Origin of the sequence: Pandoraea bronchicola, assembly GCF_902459805.1 — a bacterium.
In the GTDB taxonomy this organism is placed as follows: domain Bacteria; phylum Pseudomonadota; class Gammaproteobacteria; order Burkholderiales; family Burkholderiaceae; genus Pandoraea; species Pandoraea bronchicola.
In genome coordinates, this window is record NZ_CABPST010000001.1 from 535,206 (window position 1) to 552,805 (window position 17,600).

General features: G+C 63.6%; 12 protein-coding genes, 1 pseudogene and 1 riboswitch. Of the genes and pseudogenes, 5 read left to right on the plus strand and 8 right to left on the minus strand.

Annotation, left to right across the window (positions count from 1 at the left end; all coding sequences use genetic code 11):
- Positions 1-111: 111 nt before the first annotated feature.
- A complete protein-coding gene (locus PBR20603_RS02450) occupies positions 112-597 on the minus strand; it encodes a GNAT family N-acetyltransferase (protein WP_150557942.1) in 486 nt (161 codons plus the stop codon).
- Positions 584-2,668, minus strand: a complete 2,085-nt coding sequence (locus tag PBR20603_RS02455; RefSeq protein WP_150557943.1) for an ATP-dependent helicase — start codon at positions 2,666-2,668, stop codon at positions 584-586. The genes PBR20603_RS02450 and PBR20603_RS02455 overlap by 14 nt, the downstream gene beginning before the upstream one ends.
- A gap of 167 nt (positions 2,669-2,835) precedes the next feature.
- Here PBR20603_RS02455 and PBR20603_RS02460 point away from each other — a divergent pair, with 167 nt between their 5' ends.
- Positions 2,836-3,768, plus strand: a complete 933-nt coding sequence (locus tag PBR20603_RS02460; protein WP_150557944.1) for a DUF72 domain-containing protein — start codon at positions 2,836-2,838, stop codon at positions 3,766-3,768.
- On the opposite strand, the gene PBR20603_RS02465 is transcribed toward PBR20603_RS02460, so the two are convergent.
- The 5 genes and pseudogenes from PBR20603_RS02465 to PBR20603_RS02485 form a co-directional block, all read right to left on the minus strand.
- Positions 3,765-5,102, minus strand: coding sequence for a voltage-gated chloride channel family protein (locus PBR20603_RS02465; protein ID WP_150557945.1), 1,338 nt, complete (start codon positions 5,100-5,102; stop codon positions 3,765-3,767). The two genes, PBR20603_RS02460 and PBR20603_RS02465, sit on opposite strands and share 4 nt — an antisense overlap.
- A 126-nt stretch (positions 5,103-5,228) precedes the next feature.
- Positions 5,229-5,307: riboswitch (Fluoride riboswitch) on the minus strand.
- Positions 5,308-5,481: 174 nt separating this feature from the next.
- Positions 5,482-6,951 carry a catalase gene (locus PBR20603_RS02470; RefSeq protein WP_150557946.1) on the minus strand — a complete coding sequence of 490 codons (1,470 nt, stop codon included), beginning with the start codon at positions 6,949-6,951 and terminating at the stop codon, positions 5,482-5,484.
- A gap of 227 nt (positions 6,952-7,178) precedes the next feature.
- A pseudogene (locus tag PBR20603_RS02475) lies at positions 7,179-8,336 on the minus strand (cysteine desulfurase family protein); the annotation flags it as partial.
- Between the two features lie 140 nt (positions 8,337-8,476).
- Entirely contained in the window at positions 8,477-9,886 is a 1,410-nt protein-coding gene (locus tag PBR20603_RS02480) for a sensor histidine kinase (RefSeq protein WP_150557948.1), read from the minus strand.
- 36 nt (positions 9,887-9,922) lie between these two features.
- Positions 9,923-10,609, minus strand: a complete 687-nt coding sequence (locus PBR20603_RS02485; RefSeq protein ID WP_150557949.1) for a response regulator — start codon at positions 10,607-10,609, stop codon at positions 9,923-9,925.
- A gap of 171 nt (positions 10,610-10,780) precedes the next feature.
- Between PBR20603_RS02485 and PBR20603_RS02490 the strand changes: the two genes are divergently transcribed.
- The 4 genes from PBR20603_RS02490 to PBR20603_RS02505 all read left to right on the plus strand — a co-directional run bounded on the left by PBR20603_RS02490 (position 10,781) and on the right by PBR20603_RS02505 (position 16,017).
- Positions 10,781-11,857, plus strand: a complete 1,077-nt coding sequence (locus PBR20603_RS02490) for an ABC transporter substrate-binding protein (protein ID WP_246174383.1) — start codon at positions 10,781-10,783, stop codon at positions 11,855-11,857.
- Positions 11,858-12,025: 168 nt separating this feature from the next.
- Positions 12,026-13,789, plus strand: coding sequence for an ABC transporter permease (locus PBR20603_RS02495; RefSeq protein ID WP_150557951.1), 1,764 nt, complete (start codon positions 12,026-12,028; stop codon positions 13,787-13,789).
- Positions 13,782-14,852 carry an ABC transporter ATP-binding protein gene (locus PBR20603_RS02500; RefSeq protein ID WP_150557952.1) on the plus strand — a complete coding sequence of 357 codons (1,071 nt, stop codon included), beginning with the start codon at positions 13,782-13,784 and terminating at the stop codon, positions 14,850-14,852. The genes PBR20603_RS02495 and PBR20603_RS02500 overlap by 8 nt, the downstream gene beginning before the upstream one ends.
- A gap of 76 nt (positions 14,853-14,928) precedes the next feature.
- Positions 14,929-16,017, plus strand: a complete 1,089-nt coding sequence (locus PBR20603_RS02505) for a porin (RefSeq protein ID WP_150557953.1) — start codon at positions 14,929-14,931, stop codon at positions 16,015-16,017.
- A gap of 93 nt (positions 16,018-16,110) precedes the next feature.
- On the opposite strand, the gene PBR20603_RS02510 is transcribed toward PBR20603_RS02505, so the two are convergent.
- On the minus strand, positions 16,111-17,208 hold the full coding sequence (locus PBR20603_RS02510) for a saccharopine dehydrogenase family protein (protein ID WP_150557954.1): 1,098 nt from the start codon (positions 17,206-17,208) through the stop codon (positions 16,111-16,113).
- Positions 17,209-17,600 lie beyond the last annotated feature (392 nt).

Sequence of the window (17,600 nt, forward strand, 5' to 3'; positions counted from 1 at the left end):
GCTACGCAACGCCCCGCCGCCGATGCGGCGACTATACCTGATGCACCAACGACGGCAACTTTGAAAAATTTCCGCGCCTGACAGCGGAAACGTGGCGAAAGATCTTACCGCTCAGAGGGCCTTGGTCAACAACACGGTCGTAAAACCGCTATCCCATTCCTCGTCGGGATACATCGCGACCTCGGCGTAACCGTGCCGGGCGTAGAACGCGCGGCTTTGCGTGTTGAAAGTGTCCGTTTCGAGACGGGCGACGCGATGCCCCGTCGCGCGCATGTGCGCCTCGGCGTGCGCCAGCAGCAACGCACCGATGCCCCGGCGCTGCTGCGACGGCGCCACATGCAAGGCGTCGATGAAGTCGTCCAATACGTGCACCATGCCGACAACCGGATCACCGTCCGCGCCCAGCACCGCCACCGTGAACTCGTGCCAATGGGACTGCACGTAGGCTTGCGTGCGCTCGCCAGAGGCAAACGCCGCCGCCGCCTCGGGTCGCAGCATGGGCGCCCATGTCGTGTAATACGTCTGCATGAGCAGCGACGTGAGCGCCGCCACGTCCGGCTCGCGCGCGTTGCGCAGCACGATTTCAGGACCACGCATTGCGGAGCTTCCTTGCCACGTCGATATGGACGGTCACGTCACCCACCGGTCCGCGCGGGCCGTCGCCCTCGCGCGGCTTCGGCAGCATCTCGTACAGCGGCAACATCTTGTCGGAAACGAAACGGCTGCGCGTGCCATAAACGTGACGATCTCCCAGACCGGTCTGCTGATGGACGTAGAACCGCTGCGGCACGACCAGTTGCAGCGACGCCTTTGCGCGTGTCATGGCCACATACAACAGCCGTCGCTCTTCCTCGACGTCTGCGTCATCGCCCGTGCTCATGTCCGACGGAATGCATCCGTCGACCACGTTGAGCACATAGACCGAGTGCCATTCCTGCCCTTTGGCACTATGAATGGTGGACAGAATCAGATAGTCCTCGTCGAGCAACGGCGCGCCGGATTGCGCACTCGTGGCATCGGGAGGATCGAGCGTCAATTCGGTCAGGAATGTCTCGCGAGAGCCATACGTGCCGGCAATGCGTGCGAGTTGTTCGAGATCGGCCTGACGCACGGCGGCATCATCGAAGCGCTGCGTGAGCAGCGGCGCGTACCAGCGCAACGCGAGATCGACATCGGCCGGCCAAGCGAGACGCGTGTCATGCAGCGCCATGAAGATGTCAACGAACGCACGCCAGTCGGCTGCGGCGGCCGACGGCGGCTTGAAGTCCGCGAGCACCTGCGCGGGCGTGGCCGATTGCGCCATGGCGTCGAGCAGACGCGTTGCGCTCACCGGACCGATGCCGGGCACGAGCTGCGCCACACGAAACCCCGACAAGCGGCTGGCCGGGTTGTGCGCCCAACGCAGGATCGACAGCATGTCCTTCACGTGCGCCGCCTCGAGAAACTTCAACCCCCCGAATTTCACGAACGGGATGTTGCGACGCGTCAGCTCCAGCTCGAGCGCCGCACTATGGCTGCCCGTGCGGAACAACACCGCCTGCTGCTTCAGCGGCGTGCCTGTCTCGCGTTGCGCCAGCACCTGATCGGCGACCCAGCGCGCCTGCCCCGATTCGTCGCTCACGTTGACGAGCTGCGGCAGACGCGTCGAGCGGCGATCGGTCCACAGCGCCTTCGCGTAGCGCTCGCTCGACTCGGCGATCACGGCATTGGACGCATCGAGAATGGGTTGCGTCGAACGGTAGTTACGCTCGAGCGTGACCACATGTGCGGGCTCGGCGAACTGGCCCGGGAAATCGAGAATGTTGCGGATCGTCGCCGCGCGAAACGCATAGATGGACTGCGCATCGTCTCCGACGACCGTCAGACCGCGGCCATCGGGCTTCATTGCGAGCAAAATCTGCGCCTGCAACCGGTTGGTGTCCTGATACTCGTCGACGAGGACATGATCGAAGCGCTCACCCAACTCGCGCGCGAGTTCCGGTGCGCTCATCATTTCGGCCCAGTACAACAACAGGTCGTCGTAATCGAGAACGTGCTGGGCTTGCTTGGCGTCGACATAGGCGCCGAAGAGCGTCTTGAGTTGCGCCTCCCATTGCGCGCACCACGGAAAGGACTTCGCAAGCACCTCGGCGAGCGGTCGCTGACTGTTCACCACGCGCGAATAGATCGACAGACACGTGCCCTTGAGCGGGAAACGCGACTGCGTGTTGGAAAAACCGAGTTCGTGACGCGCAATGCCGAGCAGATCTTCGGCGTCGCTGCGATCGTGAATGGTGAACGCTTCCGACAAGCCGATACGCGTTGCAAAGTCGCGCAAGAGACGCGCACCGATGGCGTGAAACGTTCCGGCCCACGGCAGCGACGGCGGTTGCGACGACGCCAGACCCAGCACCTTCTGCAACACGGCACCCACTCGCCGTTCCATTTCGCCCGCCGCGCGTCGCGAGAACGTGAGCAGCAGAATGCGATTGGGGTCGGCCCCGCGCACAATCAGGTTGGCCACGCGATGGGCGAGGGTGCTCGTCTTGCCCGAGCCCGCCCCGGCAATGACGAGCAACGGGCCGCCCGGGGCGCCGCCATCACCCACACCGTGGTCGACGGCCTCGCGCTGGCGTTCGTTGAGTTCGGCCCACGGATCGCGGGCGGCGGCAGTCGGCTGTTCTGACATGCGAGATCTGGGAGAACCACAAGAATGCGGGGCATTGCCCGCAGCTACGCTCATTGAGTACTGTATATTTGTACATTATAACGATGGCGCCAACGTCCATCGAGCCCCCCTCCGACATCGAGACGAATCCCGGCCATCGCCCCGCCGATGGCCCACCGACCTGCCTCATGACAATTCGCACCGGCACCTCGTCGTGGACCGACCCGACGCTCATTGCGTGCGGACGGTTCTACCCGCCGGGCGTCGATACGCCCGAGGCCCGGTTGCGTCATTACGCCTCGACGTTCGATCTGGTCGAGGTCGACAGCAGCTATTACCGCTTGCCCGACGCCGCCGTGGCATGGCGATGGACACAACGCACGCCGCCGTCGTTCCGTTTTCACATCAAGGCGTTTCGCGCGTTCACGGGTCATACGACGCCCCTCGCAGCGTTTCCGCCCGACATCGCCGAAGCCATTGGCGCGAGTACTGGGCAGGCAGCCCGGCAAGCGGTCTCCATTGCATCGAATGACATTCCGGCCGAACTGCGCGACGAACTCTGGCGACGTTATCTCGAAGCCGTCGAGCCGCTGCGTCAGAGCGGGCAACTGACGGCGATTCACTTCCAGTTCTCGCCGCGCATACGCAACGACAAGGCGGGCCGGGCGCTCGTCTTCGAGACAGCGCGGCGATTGGATGGCGAACGGCACGCCATCGAGTTTCGTCACCGCAGCTGGTTCGATACGCCGTCGCGCGAGGCCGCCACGCTCGCCATGCTGCGGGAAACGGGCGCGGCACACACCGTGGTCGACAGTCCGGGCGGATTCGACAACACGGTGCCCGCCGTCTGGGCGACAACGCGCGACGACCTGTGTGTTGTGCGTCTGCACGGCCGCAACGCCGCCGCGTGGAACCGCCAGGGAGTCGTTGCCTCATCCGGGCGCTTCGTCTACGAGTACAGCGCGAGCGAATTGATCGACATTTCGGCCCGCGTCCAACGCATCGCTGCACTGGCTGACGATACGCACGTCCTCTTCAATACGAATCATGAGGATCAGGGCATGAAGAATGCGTCGGCCTTTCAGCGCACCCTCGCGGATCTGGCTCGCGGCGCGTTTTAGTGGTGACGTGTGTCGTCGGTGGCGCGATGACCGGCCCCGAGCGACTTGCGCCACGCGGGCAGATCGGCAAGCCGCGTTCCTTCCGGCACGACGCCATGCTTGCCATGTCCGACGCGCTGCGCACGATAGATCCCCGTGTGTCCCGAACACAGATAAGCCAGAACGCACGCTATCGCGGCATAGCCGCCGATCTGCGGGCCGAAGATCTCGATGGCCATCAACGTCGAGGCGATGGGTGTGTTGGCTGCGCCGGCAAACACCGCGACAAAGCCGATGCCCGCAAGCACTGCGGCGGGCAACGTCAGCACATGCGAGAGCGCGTTGCCCAGCGTCGCGCCGATGTAGAACAACGGCGTGACTTCTCCGCCCTTGAACCCGGAGCCGAGCGTAACGACCGTGAAGAGCGCCTTGCCGAGGAAATCGTACCAAGGCAGCGACGTATGAAACGCGTCGACGATGGTCGGAATGCCCAGGCCGAGGTACTGCGGCGTGCCTAGCGCCGTGGCGGCGACGGCGACCAGCACGCCCCCCACGACCGGCCGCAACGGCGCGTAGGCGATGCGCCGCTTCATGAAGGCCGATGTCGAATGTGCCGCCTGCGCAAAGGCCATGCCGGCCAACCCGCAGAGCACCCCGGCGGCGGCGGCACTAAGCGCGCCAGAGAGCGACATCGACGCGGCAAACATGCCGGGAGCGATCGTGTAAGCGGTGTGATGCACCCCCCAGGCACGCGTGACGGCATCGCCAACGAGCGCCGCGACGAGGCACGGCAACAGGGCGTCATAACGCAGCCGCCCGATGGCGAGCACTTCCAGACCGAAGATGGCGCCCGCGAGCGGCGTGCCGAACACCGAGGCGAAGCCCGCGGCAATGCCCGACATCAGCAGCACGCGACGCTGCTCGCCGGACAGGCGGAAGACGTGCGTGAGCTGATCGGCCAGTGCACCGCCCATTTGCACGGCAGTGCCTTCGCGTCCGGCAGACCCGCCGAACAAATGCGTGACGACCGTACCGAAGAGCACCAGCGGCGCCATGCGCAAAGGGACGACGCGTTGCGGATCGTGAATCTCGTCGATCAGCAGATTATTGCCGGCCTCGACACTCGCGCCGAGCCGCAGGTAGAGCCAGCCGACTGCGAAGCCGGCCACGGGCAGCAACCAAAGCAGCCACGGGTGCATCAAGCGGGTATCGGTCGCGAGATCGAGCGCTACGAGCAACAGCGCCGAAGCACTGCCGGCCATCACGCCGACGAGTGCCGCCAGCGCACTGACACGGGCTGCGCGCGGCAACACGCCGAACAGGTCACGCAACGGGGAATCGTGAAACATCTTCATGGTTTCAAACATCGGGACGAGCGACGTCGTCGACAAATTGCCTGAACACTGCCGGAAGGGAATCGGGAGCCGAAGGGAACGAAAGAAACGCTCGCACGCATAGCCCGCAACCTCCCGGCACGCCAGGATCTTGCAGGCATCATCAGCCCCGGGGAGGGGCGGTTTGCGAAACGACCGCCGGAGGTATGCCATCTCCGTGAAGCAGTTGCCATGCTATCAGGAAGCGCGCGCACTCACAATGCGTGACATCATTTGCGCTGAAATGCCGAACCGGACCGGCGCCTCGCCAAACTTGACGCTGGCGCTCTCCCGACGAAAACGGCGGGTGCGATGCCTGACATCGCGACCCGCCGCTATTGAAACCGAGGCGATGAAACGCCTACTGCTTCGCGTGCTTCACGGCCTGCTCGATACGTGCGCCGACATCCTTGTCGATCTGCTTCCAGTAATCGAAGGCCCGCTCGAGCACCGGGCTATGCACCCCGGCAAGCAACGCCCCCGACACGGTTTCGACCAGACGCGCACGTGCTGCGTCGTCGAACACATGACGCACGAGATCGCCCGGTTGCGAGAAGTCGTCGTCGTCTTTGTGCAGCGTGTAGGCACTGCGCACCATGTCGCCATCCGACGCCCAGCCATCCTCTGCCGGCCCCGTCTGATCGGCATACGGACGACCGCCGCTGTTCGGCACATAGGTGGGCGCATTGCCGCTGTGCTCGAATGTCATGTGACCATCGAACATATACGACTGCACCGGCACCTTCGGGCGATTGACCGGCAGTTGATGGAAGTTCGTTCCGATGCGATTGCGCTGCGCGTCGTTGTATGCGAAGGCGCGTCCGAGCAACATCTTGTCGGGCGACAGGCCGATGCCGGGCACGGTATTGCCCGGCGAGAACGCCGCCTGCTCGATCTGCGCGAAGAAGTTCTCCGGATTGCGGTTGAGCGTCATCTTGCCCACCTTGATCAGCGGATAGTCCTTGTGCGACCACGTCTTCGTCAGATCGAACGGATTGAAGCGGTACGCCTTCGCGTCGGCATACGGCATGACCTGCACCGACAGGATCCAGCTCGGATGCTCACCACGAGCGATGGCGTCGAACAGATCGCGGCGGTGGAAGTCTGCGTCCTGCCCCGACATCGTCGCGGCTTCGGCGTTGGTGAAGAATTCCATGCCCTGCTCGGTATGGAAGTGATACTTCACCCAGAATTTCTCGCCGCTCGCATTGATCCACATGTAGGTGTGCGAACCATAGCCGTTCATATGCCGCCAGGTGCGCGGCAGACCACGATCGCCCATCAGATACGTCACCTGATGCGCCGACTCCGGATTGTTCGTCCAGAAATCCCATTGCATGTGATTGTCGCGCAGCCCTGAATCCGGCAGACGCTTCTGGCTGCGAATGAAGTGCGGAAACTTCATCGGGTCGCGCACGAAGAAGACCGGTGTGTTGTTGCCGACGAGATCATAGTTGCCTTCGTCGGTATAGAACTTGAGGGAGAAGCCGCGTACGTCGCGCCAGGTGTCGGGACTGCCGGATTCGCCTGCGACCGTAGAGAAACGCGCCAGCATTTCCACCTTGGCGCCCTTCCTGAACAGCGACGCCTTGGTGTAACGGCTGACATCTTCGGTAGTTTCGAATACGCCGAAAGCGCCGGCACCTTTGGCGTGGGGTTGACGCTCGGGCACCTTCTCCCGATTGAAGTGCGCCATTTGCTCGATGAAGTGAACGTCGTGAAGCAGCAGCGGGCCGTCCGCCCCGACCGACAACGTATTCCGGTCGCTTGCCGCCGGTGCGCCTGCACCGGTCGTCGATCCGGCGTCCGGACGTTCTTTCTCTTGACTCATACATACCTCCGACATGAAGGTGGGTGGGGAGAAGAAGAGACTAGGAGTCAGCAATGTCGCAAGTCGTTCAAAGCATAATACAAGACGACCCAACGCACGCATCGGCATTCGGCGCATTGAATATTCGTCAACTTGCGACAGATGAACGGCGCCAGCCTATCCCTTCTTCCTCTCCACCTCCGCCTCACTCATGCCGTTGAGGGTTGCAAGCGGCAAACGTGGCCTCAGGCGGCCAACGCCCGGCACTGACAGACGACGCGCTCGAAGCACGCGATCGCGAAGTCGATCGAGGCTTCCTCGGTAAAGCGCCCGAGGCTCACGCGCACGGTGCGGCTCGCGGCTTCGCCATCGAGACCGATGGCGCTCAGCACATGCGAAGGCTGCCCCGAGGCCGAGTTGCAGGCCGACGTCGACGACACCGCCAGATTGCCGTTGAGCATGAACGTGAAGAAGCCCGGATGCCGCACCGTCAGGCTCAACGTGTGCGGAATGCGTTGCGCATGCGCAGCGTTGTGTACCACGCCATCGAGCCCCAGCACACCGTCGAGCAGGCGGCGGCTCAGCCTGGCGATGCGCGCGTTGTCCGTGGTCATCGCTTGCATGGCCAGTTCGCAGGCGGTTCCCATACCCACGATCTGATGCGTCGCCAACGTGCCGGAGCGCAAGCCGCGCTCGTGACCGCCACCATGCATTTGCGCAGCGATGCGCGGCATGACTTCCTTATTGACGTACAGCGCGCCAATCCCCTTGGGTCCATACACCTTGTGTGCCGACATCGACAGCATATCGATGCCCATCGCCTTGACGTCGATCGGCGTCTTGCCAAGCGCCTGCGCGGCATCGACGTGCAGCAATGCCCCCGCGGCATGTACAACCTTGGCGATGGCCGCAACGTCGGTCAGCGTGCCGAGTTCGTTGTTGACCAGCATCAGCGACACCAACCCCGTATCGGGGCGCAGGGCCGCTGCCACGGCGTCGGCAGTGATCTCGCCGGTGGCCGACGGCGTCAGATACGTCACGGGCACGCCACGCTTTTCCAGATACCCCATCGTGTCGAGAATCGCCTTGTGCTCGAGCACGCTCGTCATCATGTGCGCGCGCGCCTGCCCCAGTTCGGCATACCCTTTGAGCGCCAGATTGTTCGACTCGGTGGCGCCGGATGTCCATACGATCTGGGCCGCGTCGGCACCGATGAGTGCTGCGACCTGCGCGCGCGAGCGCTCCACGAGACGCCGTGCGCTTACACCCGCCGCGTGCGAACTCGACGCCGGGTTGCCGAAGACGCCATCCACGCCGAGACAGTCGGACATCGCAGCAATGACGGCCGCGTCTGCCGGCGTGGTGGCTGCGTAGTCGAAGTAATGGAGTGGTTCTCTCTCGCGCATGATCGGCCCCGAATAAATAAGTGCATCGATCCTACGCGGCAGAGGTGAGAAAAGGCTTGCAGAATCACCCGCCGACAGGGGAATTCATGGAAATTTCATCTATCAAAATGCGGAAATCCGAAAATTCCTCCCCCACCTGTTTAATCTCCCTCACTGGCCGGGAATCGCACGGTGACCTCGAGCCCGCCGCCCGGCGCTTCGCCAAGCGATACGTCGGCCCGATGCATGCGAGCAATCTCTCTGACGATGGCAAGCCCGAGTCCGGACCCATCGGCTGCCTGCGGCGCCGAGCCGTGGTGCTCCCGGCGATAGAAGCGCTCGAACACGGCCTCACGTTCGTGGGCGGGAATGCCCGGGCCGTTATCGGTCACCTGAAGCACCGCCGCGTCGCCCTCACGCGAGGTGCGCACGGTGATGATCGCCCCGTCGCCGGCATAGCGAATCGCGTTATCGATGAGATTGCCGCACAACTCGGCCAGCAATTCCCGTTGTGCCAGCACCGGCACCGGCCCGTCGTGCTCGAATCCCAGATCGATATGCCGTGAGCGTGCCACCGGCGACCAGTCGAGGGCAACGCTGCGCGCCACGTCGTCCAGAGGCAACGGCGCCATCGCGACGGGCGGACCGCCTTCGGCCTCCAGACGCGACAGCGATAGCAACTGCCGAACGCTCTTTGCCGCCTGCTTCACCGCGTGATTGAGCCGTTCGACGCGTTCGCGCGCCGGCGCGCTGAGCGACTCGCGCAGTGTGAGCTCCGACTCGGCCTGGATGATGGCGAGCGGCGTCTTCAATTGATGCGCCGCGTCGGCAAAGAAGCGCTGCCGCGACGCCTGCATCCGCCCGACACGTCCCACGTATTGGTTGATGGACTCGACAAGTGGTTTGACCTCGGTCGGCAAATCGACATTGTCGAGGGGTGTCGTGTCGCCTTCGCCGCGCGCGGCGACCTTCGCAGAGAGCCGGTTGAGCGGACGCAAACCGCGCGTCACCCCCAGCCAGACGATGGCCAGCGCGAGCACGACCAGCAGCACCTCCTGCTGCAGCGCGCCTGTCAGAATCTGCCGCGCCAGTTCGCGACGCGATTCCGTCGTCTCGCCCACCACGATCCACACGGCACGCGTCTGCGCATTGGGCACATCATGCACCGGCAGGCGCAGCGCGCCCATACGCAGCGTCTCGCCGCGATACTCGGCGTCATAGAACGCGGTGTGATACGGATCGGGCGCGAGCCGTTTGGGCGGCATCGGCAGGTCGTGATAGCCGGTCACGGCGCGGCCGCCATCCTCGCGAATCACGTAATAGATCTTGCCGCCACGATCCGACTCGAACATCTCCAGCGCGAGATACGGCAGGTTGACCTGCACCTCGCCATCGATCAGTTGCGTGCCCTCGCGAATCGACTTGATCGAAAATTCCAACGACCGGTCGAACGCCGAATTGGCTGCGCTCATCGCGCGCTGATAAGTCAGCCACGTGTCGAGCGCGAGCAATCCGAGCAGCGGGAACAGCAGCCAGAGCGCCAGTTGGCGTCGAAGATTCGGTTGCGGCATGGGTGACGGAAAGCGAGGCGGAAGGGGGCGTGCGGATCAGGCGGCCGGCGGTGCGTCGGGCTTTTCTTCGAGCAGATAGCCCAGCCCGCGCAGTGTCACGATCGCCACGCGACTGCCTTCGAGCTTCTTTCTCAAGCGATGGACGTAGATCTCGATGGCGTCCGGATTGACCGATTCGTCGATACCGAAGAGCTTCTCCGAGAGCGCTTCTTTGTTGATCGCACGTCCGCCGCGCAGGATCAGCACTTCGAGCACGGCCCGCTCTCGCTTGGTGAGTGCGAGCAGTTCGCCGTCAAGGCGAAAACTGCGCTCCACGCCATCGAACACCAACGGCCCGCAAGCCACATTGGCGCTCTCATGATGCTGCGCGCGACGGATCAACGCGCGGGCGCGAGCTTCCAATTCATCGAGTTCGAACGGTTTTGAAAGATAATCGTCGGCCCCGAGATTCAGGCCTTTCACGCGGTCTTCGAGCGAGCCATGTGCCGTGAGAATCAGCACGGGCACCCGGTTGCGACGCGCACGCAAGCGACGCAGGATTTCGAGACCGTCGAGACGCGGCAGCCCGAGATCGAGAATCACGAGCGAGTACTCCTGCGTGCGCAATACGTGATCCGCCGCCTCGCCGTCGTGCATGCAATCGACGGCGAAATTTGCCTGCGTCAGCGCCTCTGAGAGCGATTTGGCCAGACTCGGATTGTCTTCGACAAGCAAGATGCGCATGAGAACTAGGGAAATCCATGACCCGAAAAAGGGGGTTCGGATCGGCTTCGACACGAAATCGAAAGCGATTTGAAAGTTTCGGCAACTTAACATGCGCCACGCGAAAACGACAAACCCCGTTCAAGGGGTCTTCCGGAGGATGACATGAAGCAACAGAAATCGCTCGGCGCGATGGTCGCGACCGCTGCGCTCTTCGCCGCCGCCATGCCCGCTGCACACGCACAGGTGCCGGCCGGCTATCCGGCGAACTATCAGGCCACCGTCGACGCCGCCAAAAAGGAAGGCAAACTGATCGTGTACTCGGTGACCGATACGGCGCTCGTGCGCCCGCTCATCAAGGATTTCGAGTCGCTGTACGGCGTGAAGGTCGAGTACAACGACATGAACAGCACCGAGCTGTACAACCGCTATATCAGCGAGAACGCCGCGAACAGCACCAGCGCCGACGTGCTCTGGAGTTCCGCGATGGACCTTCAGGTCAAGCTGGTGAACGACGGCATGATGGCGAACTACGAGTCGCCCGAATCCGCGCACATCCCGCAATGGGCGCAATACCAGAAGCAGGCTTACGGCACGACTTACGAGCCGCTCGCCATCGTCTACAACAAGCGCCTGCTGCCAGCGAACGAAGTGCCGCAAACGCGCATGGAGCTGATCAAGCTGCTGCAAGCCAACCCGGCCAAGTTCAAGGGCAAGGTCACGACGTACGACATCGAAAAGTCGGGCGTGGGCTTCAACTACCTGACACAGGACGCGCGCGTGAACCCGGAAGTGACGTGGGAACTCGTTGGCGCCATGGGCGCGCTCAATCCGAAGCTGCAATCGAGCACGGGCGCGATGATGGAGCGCATTTCGTCGGGCGAGAATCTGATCGGCTACAACATCCTCGGCTCGTACGCATTCGCCAAGGCAAAGAAAGATCCGTCCATCGGTTACGTCTACCCGCGCGATTACACGCAAGTGGTGAGCCGTCTGGTCACGATCTCGAAGAAGGCCAAGAATTCGAACGCCGCCAAGCTCTGGGTCGACTATCTGCTTTCGAAGCGCGGCCAGACCTTGCTCGCCAATCAGGCCAATCTGTTCTCGATCCGTGCGGATGTCGACGGCGAGACGTCGATGGCGAACCTCACGCAGCAACTCGGCTCGGCGCTCAAGCCGATTCCGATCGGTGCGGGCTTGCTCGTTTATCTGGATCAGGCCAAGCGTCTTGAATTCCTCAAGCGCTGGCAACAGTCGATCAAGCGTTGAGCGGCGCGCCACAGAACACGCCCTCTCGTTGACGTAACACCTCGGGGCCGCCGCGCCCCGTCGTGATCGCTTCACCCGTAACACCCTTAAGTCCGGCGGCTGCGCGAGCGGTCCGCCTCTCCCCAAGCCTTTCTCGATATGCGCCCCGCGGGGTGCAGGGAGACCCTCATGCTGTCGTCTTCTACCGCTAACCGCTCTGCGGTGCCTCCCGGCCGCCCCCCCGCCGGTGCGGCACCCCACGTTGCGCCGCCCTGGCGCGCGCTCGCGGCCACCTCGCGCTGGCTGGTCATCGCCGTGCTCGCGATTGCCGTGCTGCTGCCGCTGTCGTTCATCGTTGTGCAAAGCCTGCTCTCGTCACCGTTCTTCGATGCCAGCCGCACGTTCGGTATCGACGGCTATCGGTTCATCTTCTCCGACCCCGACTTCTGGTCGGCGGCGAAGCACTCTTTCATCATCGCGTTCGGGATGCTGTTCATCTCGATCCCGCTCGGCGGCATTCTTGCCTTCCTGATGGTGCGCACCGACCTGCCGGGCCGCCGCTGGCTCGAGCCGCTGCTGCTCACGCCGGTGTTCGTCTCGCCGATGGTGCTCGCCTTCGGCTACGTCGTGGCGGCCGGCCCTGTGGGCTTCTACTCCGTGTGGTTCCGCGAACTCACGGGCCTCGACGCTCCGTGGTCGATCTACTCGATCTTCGCCATCACGGTGATTGTCGGCCTCACGCACGTGCCGCACGTCTACCTGTACTCGTCGGCCGCACTGCGCAATCTCGGTTCCGATGTGGAAGAAGCTGCGCGTGTGGCCGGTGCGCGACCGTTCCGCGTGGCGCTCGACGTGAGTCTTCCGATGACCATGCCCGCCCTGCTCTTCGCCGGCGTGCTCGTGTTCTTCCTCGGCTTCGAGGTCTTCGGCCTGCCGCTGGTGCTGGGCGACCCGGAGGGCCACCTCGTGCTGGCGACTTACCTCTACAAGCTCACCAACAAACTCGGGGTGCCGTCGTATCACCTGATGGCCGCCGTCGCGATGTGCATCGTGGCGATCACGTTCCCGCTCGTGCTGCTGCAACGCCACCTGCTCAAGCGCGCGAACAAATACGTCACGGTGAAAGGCAAGGCGGGCCGTCAGACGGTGCTGCCGCTGGGGGTGTGGCGCTGGATCGCGCTGGCGATCGTTGCGGCATGGCTGCTCGTGACGGTGTTCGTGCCGATCTCCGGCATCGTGCTGCGCGCGTTCGTCACGCATTGGGGCGAAGGCGTGGCGTTGAGCGAAGTGCTCACGCTCGCGAACTTCACCGAACTCTTCGAGCAGGACAACCTCGTGCGCGCCATTCTCAACACGCTGGGCATCGGCGTGATCGGCGGTGCGATGGCGGTCGGCTTCTACTCGCTCGTGGCCTTTGCCGGCCATCGCCGCAACGACTGGGCCGCGAAGCTGCTCGACTATCTCGTGCTGCTGCCGCGTGCCGTGCCGGGGTTGCTCGCCGGTCTGGCGTTCCTGTGGATCTTCCTGTTCGTGCCGGGTCTGCGCGAACTCAAGAACTCGATGTGGAGCATCTGGGTGGCCTACACGGTGGTGTGGCTCGCCTACGGCATGCGCCTCATCCAGAGCGCGCTGCTGCAAGTCGGCCCCGAGCTGGAAGAGGCCGGGCGCAGCGTGGGCGCCACGCGCAGCCGCGTGAGCCTCGACGTGACGCTGCCGCTCGTGCGTTTCGGTCTGCTCGCGGCATGGCTGCTGATTTTCATGATCTTCGAGCGCGAGTACTCCACAGCCGTTTATCTGCTCTCGCCGGGCACGGAGGTCATCGGCTCGCTGCTCGTGTCGCTGTGGGCGACCGGCGCGGTCGATCAGGTCGCGGCGCTCTCTGTCATCAACATCGCGATGGTCGGCGCCGGTCTGGGCGTGGCGTTGCGCTTCGGAGTCAAATTGCATGGATAAGCTCATCGTCGACAACCTCTTCCTGAGCTACGGCACCAACCCCATCCTCAAGGGGGTGTCGTTCGAACTCAAGGCCGGTGAAGTCGTGTGCCTGCTCGGCGCATCGGGTAGCGGCAAGACCACCTTGCTGCGCGCGGTCGCCGGGCTTGAACAACCGTCCGAGGGCCGCATCACGCTGGACGACCAGGTCTTCTTCGATGGCGGCAAGGGCATTGACTGCCCCGTCGAACAACGCTCGCTCGGGCTGGTGTTCCAGTCGTACGCGCTATGGCCGCACCGCACGGTGGCGGACAACGTCGGCTACGGCCTGAAGCTGCGCAAGGTCGACGCAGCACAGCGGCGCGAGCGCGTGCAGAAGGCGCTCGACCAGCTCGGCCTCGGTCATCTTGCCGAGCGCTACCCGTTCCAGCTCTCCGGCGGTCAGCAGCAGCGTGTGGCCATTGCGCGCGCGCTGGTCTACAACCCGCCCGTCATCCTGCTCGACGAGCCGCTCTCGAACCTCGACGCCAAACTGCGCGAAGAAGCACGCGCCTGGCTGCGCGAGCTGATCGTCTCGCTGGGGCTGTCCGCCCTGTGCGTGACGCACGACCAAACCGAAGCGATGGCGATGTCGGACCGGATTCTGCTGCTGCGCAACGGACGCATCGAGCAGGAAGGCACGCCGGCCGAACTCTATGGCTCGCCGCGCTCGCTCTACACGGCGGAGTTCATGGGCAGCAACAACCGCATCGACGCGACCGTCAGCGCCGTCGATGGCGATCTCGTCACGCTCGCGGGCGAGGGTTTTGCCCTGCAAGCGCGCGCACGCGACGCCCTCGCACCGGGGCAGGACGCGCAAGCCGTCATTCGTCTGGAGCGTGTGCAGGTGGCCGATGGTCCGGGCCACAACCGTGTGAATGCACAACTCGTCACGTCGATGTACCTCGGCGATCGCTGGGAATACCTGTTCCATTGCGGCTCGCTGCGCTTCCGGGCGTTCGGTCACGTGCCGCGCCAACCGGGCCATCACTGGGTGGAGTTTCCGGCGAACGACTGCTGGGCATTCGCGCAATCGAACGCGTAAGGCCAGCCACGCTTTTCATGCGACGCGCGGGCGCTCTCCCGCGCACACCACGAGAAACAAAAGAGAGGAGACAGCAATGAAACGAAGCAGTATCGGTCTGGCCGCCCTGAGCGCCATCGGCACACTCGGTGCGCTCGCGTTGGCCGGCCAGGCGCACGCGCAGTCGAATGTGACGATCTACGGGATCGTCGACGCCGGGGTGGAATACGTGAACCATGCCGGCGAGAACGGCGGCACCGCGCGCGCGATTTCGGGCGGCAAGAACACCTCGCGCTTCGGCTTCAAGGGCACGGAAGACCTCGGCGGCGATCTCAAGGCCGTGTTCAACCTCGAGAGCGGCATCAACATGGTGAACGGCCAGTTCGACGATGGTCCGGGCGCCATCTTCGACCGTCGCGCCACGGTGGGTCTGGTGCACAAGCAATGGGGTCAGGTCACGATCGGCCGCACGTTCACCACGACGTACGACTACATGCTCCCGTTCGATCCGATGGGTTACGCCCCGAATTACTCGTGGGCCACCAGCTCGACCGCCACCGGCGGCCGCAAGGACGGCCTGTTCTCACGTTCGGCCAATGCCGTGCGTTATGACGGTGAATTCAACGGACTGAAGCTGGGCGCAATGTACGGCTTCGGCAACGTGCCCGGCAGCATGAAGACGGCCTCGAAATACGACTTCGCCATCGGCTACGAGAACGGCCCGCTGGCCGTCGTGGCCACGTACGACCGTCAGAACGGCGCGGGCAGCAGCGTGGCGCCGGCCGACACGACCGACTACATCCAGGGCATCCACGCCGGGGCGAGCTACCGCTTCGGCGGTGCGAAGGTGATGGCGGGTTATCGCAACTACAAGAAGACCTTCGTGACGGCGAGCACCGCATCGCTGCGCAGCGATATGTACTGGCTCGGCATGTCGTACGACTTCACGCCGGCCTTTACCCTGTACGGCGCCGTCTACCACCAGGACATCAAGGACGCGGGCGACGCAGACCCGACGCTCATCTCGCTGCGAGCCCAGTACGCCATGTCCAAGCGCACGGCGTTGTATCTGTCGGGCGGCTACGCGTTCGCGAAGCACGGCCAGAAGGTAAGCCTGTCCCGCGACCTGACCGGCGCGGCAGACACGCAGATCGGTGTCACGGCGGGCATCCAGCATCGCTTCTGACGTTTTCCTCAACGACGGCCCGGTGATTGCGGGGGGTGAACCGCAGATAAGCCGGGCCGTCGTGCTTTTTTTGAGGGACGCCCCTCTCTTGCTTCAGGAGAGGGATTCGATACGCGTCGAATGCGCGTAGACCTGACCAAACCGATTGGCAAGAAAATCCGGCAGCGCGATCTGCTCCTGACGCACGAAGCCGCGTTGCGGTAACTGTCCGGCGAAAAACATGTCGACTGCGGCACAGATGGCCGACGCCGTCGTGATCTGGATCGCGCTGGCACTGTGTCCGTTGTTGCGTTCCGCGAAAATCTTCCGTGCAAAGACCTCCTGCGTCAGTACCCCGCTGCGAAGGCCACTCACGACAACGAAGATGAGCACCACATCCTGCAAGGTGCTCGGCACCGCCCGTCTGAGCATCGTCTTGAGCGTTTCCTGATCGTCCTTGAGCCGCAGTTCGTTGAGCAATACCTTCATCAACGCCCCGTGGCCCGGGTAGCGCACCGACTTGTAGTCGAGATCTCGCACATGCCCGCTGAGTGTCTCGCACAGCGTGCCCAGCCCGCCCGACGTGTTGAACGCCTCGTACTCCACGCCGTCGAGCGAGAAGTGCTCCAGATCCTCCAGCGGCTGCACAGTCAGTCTGATACCGTCGCGGATCGCTTCGCACGGTTGGCAGTACTCATTGATGAGCCCGTCGACGCTCCACGTCAGGTTGTACTTCAGCGAGTTGGTCGGGAACGCCGGCAACGCGCCGACGCGCATCTTGATGGAGTCGACCTGATCGAACGCCGCCGCCAGATGATGGGCCGCGATAGCGATGAAGCCGGGCGCCAGGCCACATTGCGGCATCAGCGCCGTCGACGCCCCTTCGGCGAGTTGCTGGATGGCATGGGTCGCGGCCACGTCCTCGGTCAGATCGAAATAGTGACAGCCGGCCGCCACGGCGGCCGTCGCGGCGCTCGTCGCCATGGTGTAGGGCAGCGCGTTGACCACAGCGTCGTGGCCCGCAACGGCCCGCTGTAGCGCGCCCGTGTCGCTGTCGGTCAGCTCGACGAACGCATCGGCGTACTCATGCACCACCGCAGACGCTCGCGCGTTGCGGTCGAAAACCGTCACCCGATAGTCGCCACTGTCGTGCAGCAGGCGTGCGATGGTCTGGCCGATATGTCCCGCGCCAAGCAAAGCGATCTTTTTCATGTTTTTCCCCGAACCAAGACGTCGAACAATATGGCTTGCGTTATGCCCCGGGGGGAACCCATCGGCATTGATGCAAGCGCCACGACATCAATTCTAGGGAGGGTGCCTGATGAAATGTAGCGTCAATTCGTCGAAAAAACGTATGTAATCGTCTAATTGACGAATTTTATGACGAATCGAACTTTTGCAACGTTGCCGAGCCTTTGGCGGCAGATCGGCACCGGGTTGCTGCGGTGCTATCAGGGTGCGCGCCGCTCATGGCCGCTCATGGCCGCTCATGGCCGCTCATGGTCGCCTTGCCGGCGACATGCACGGCCGGCCCTCGCGCGCATTGGTCGTTATAGGGCTCGCATGTGTCATCAAAATGAAATTCACGGCATTCGCGGCAGAGC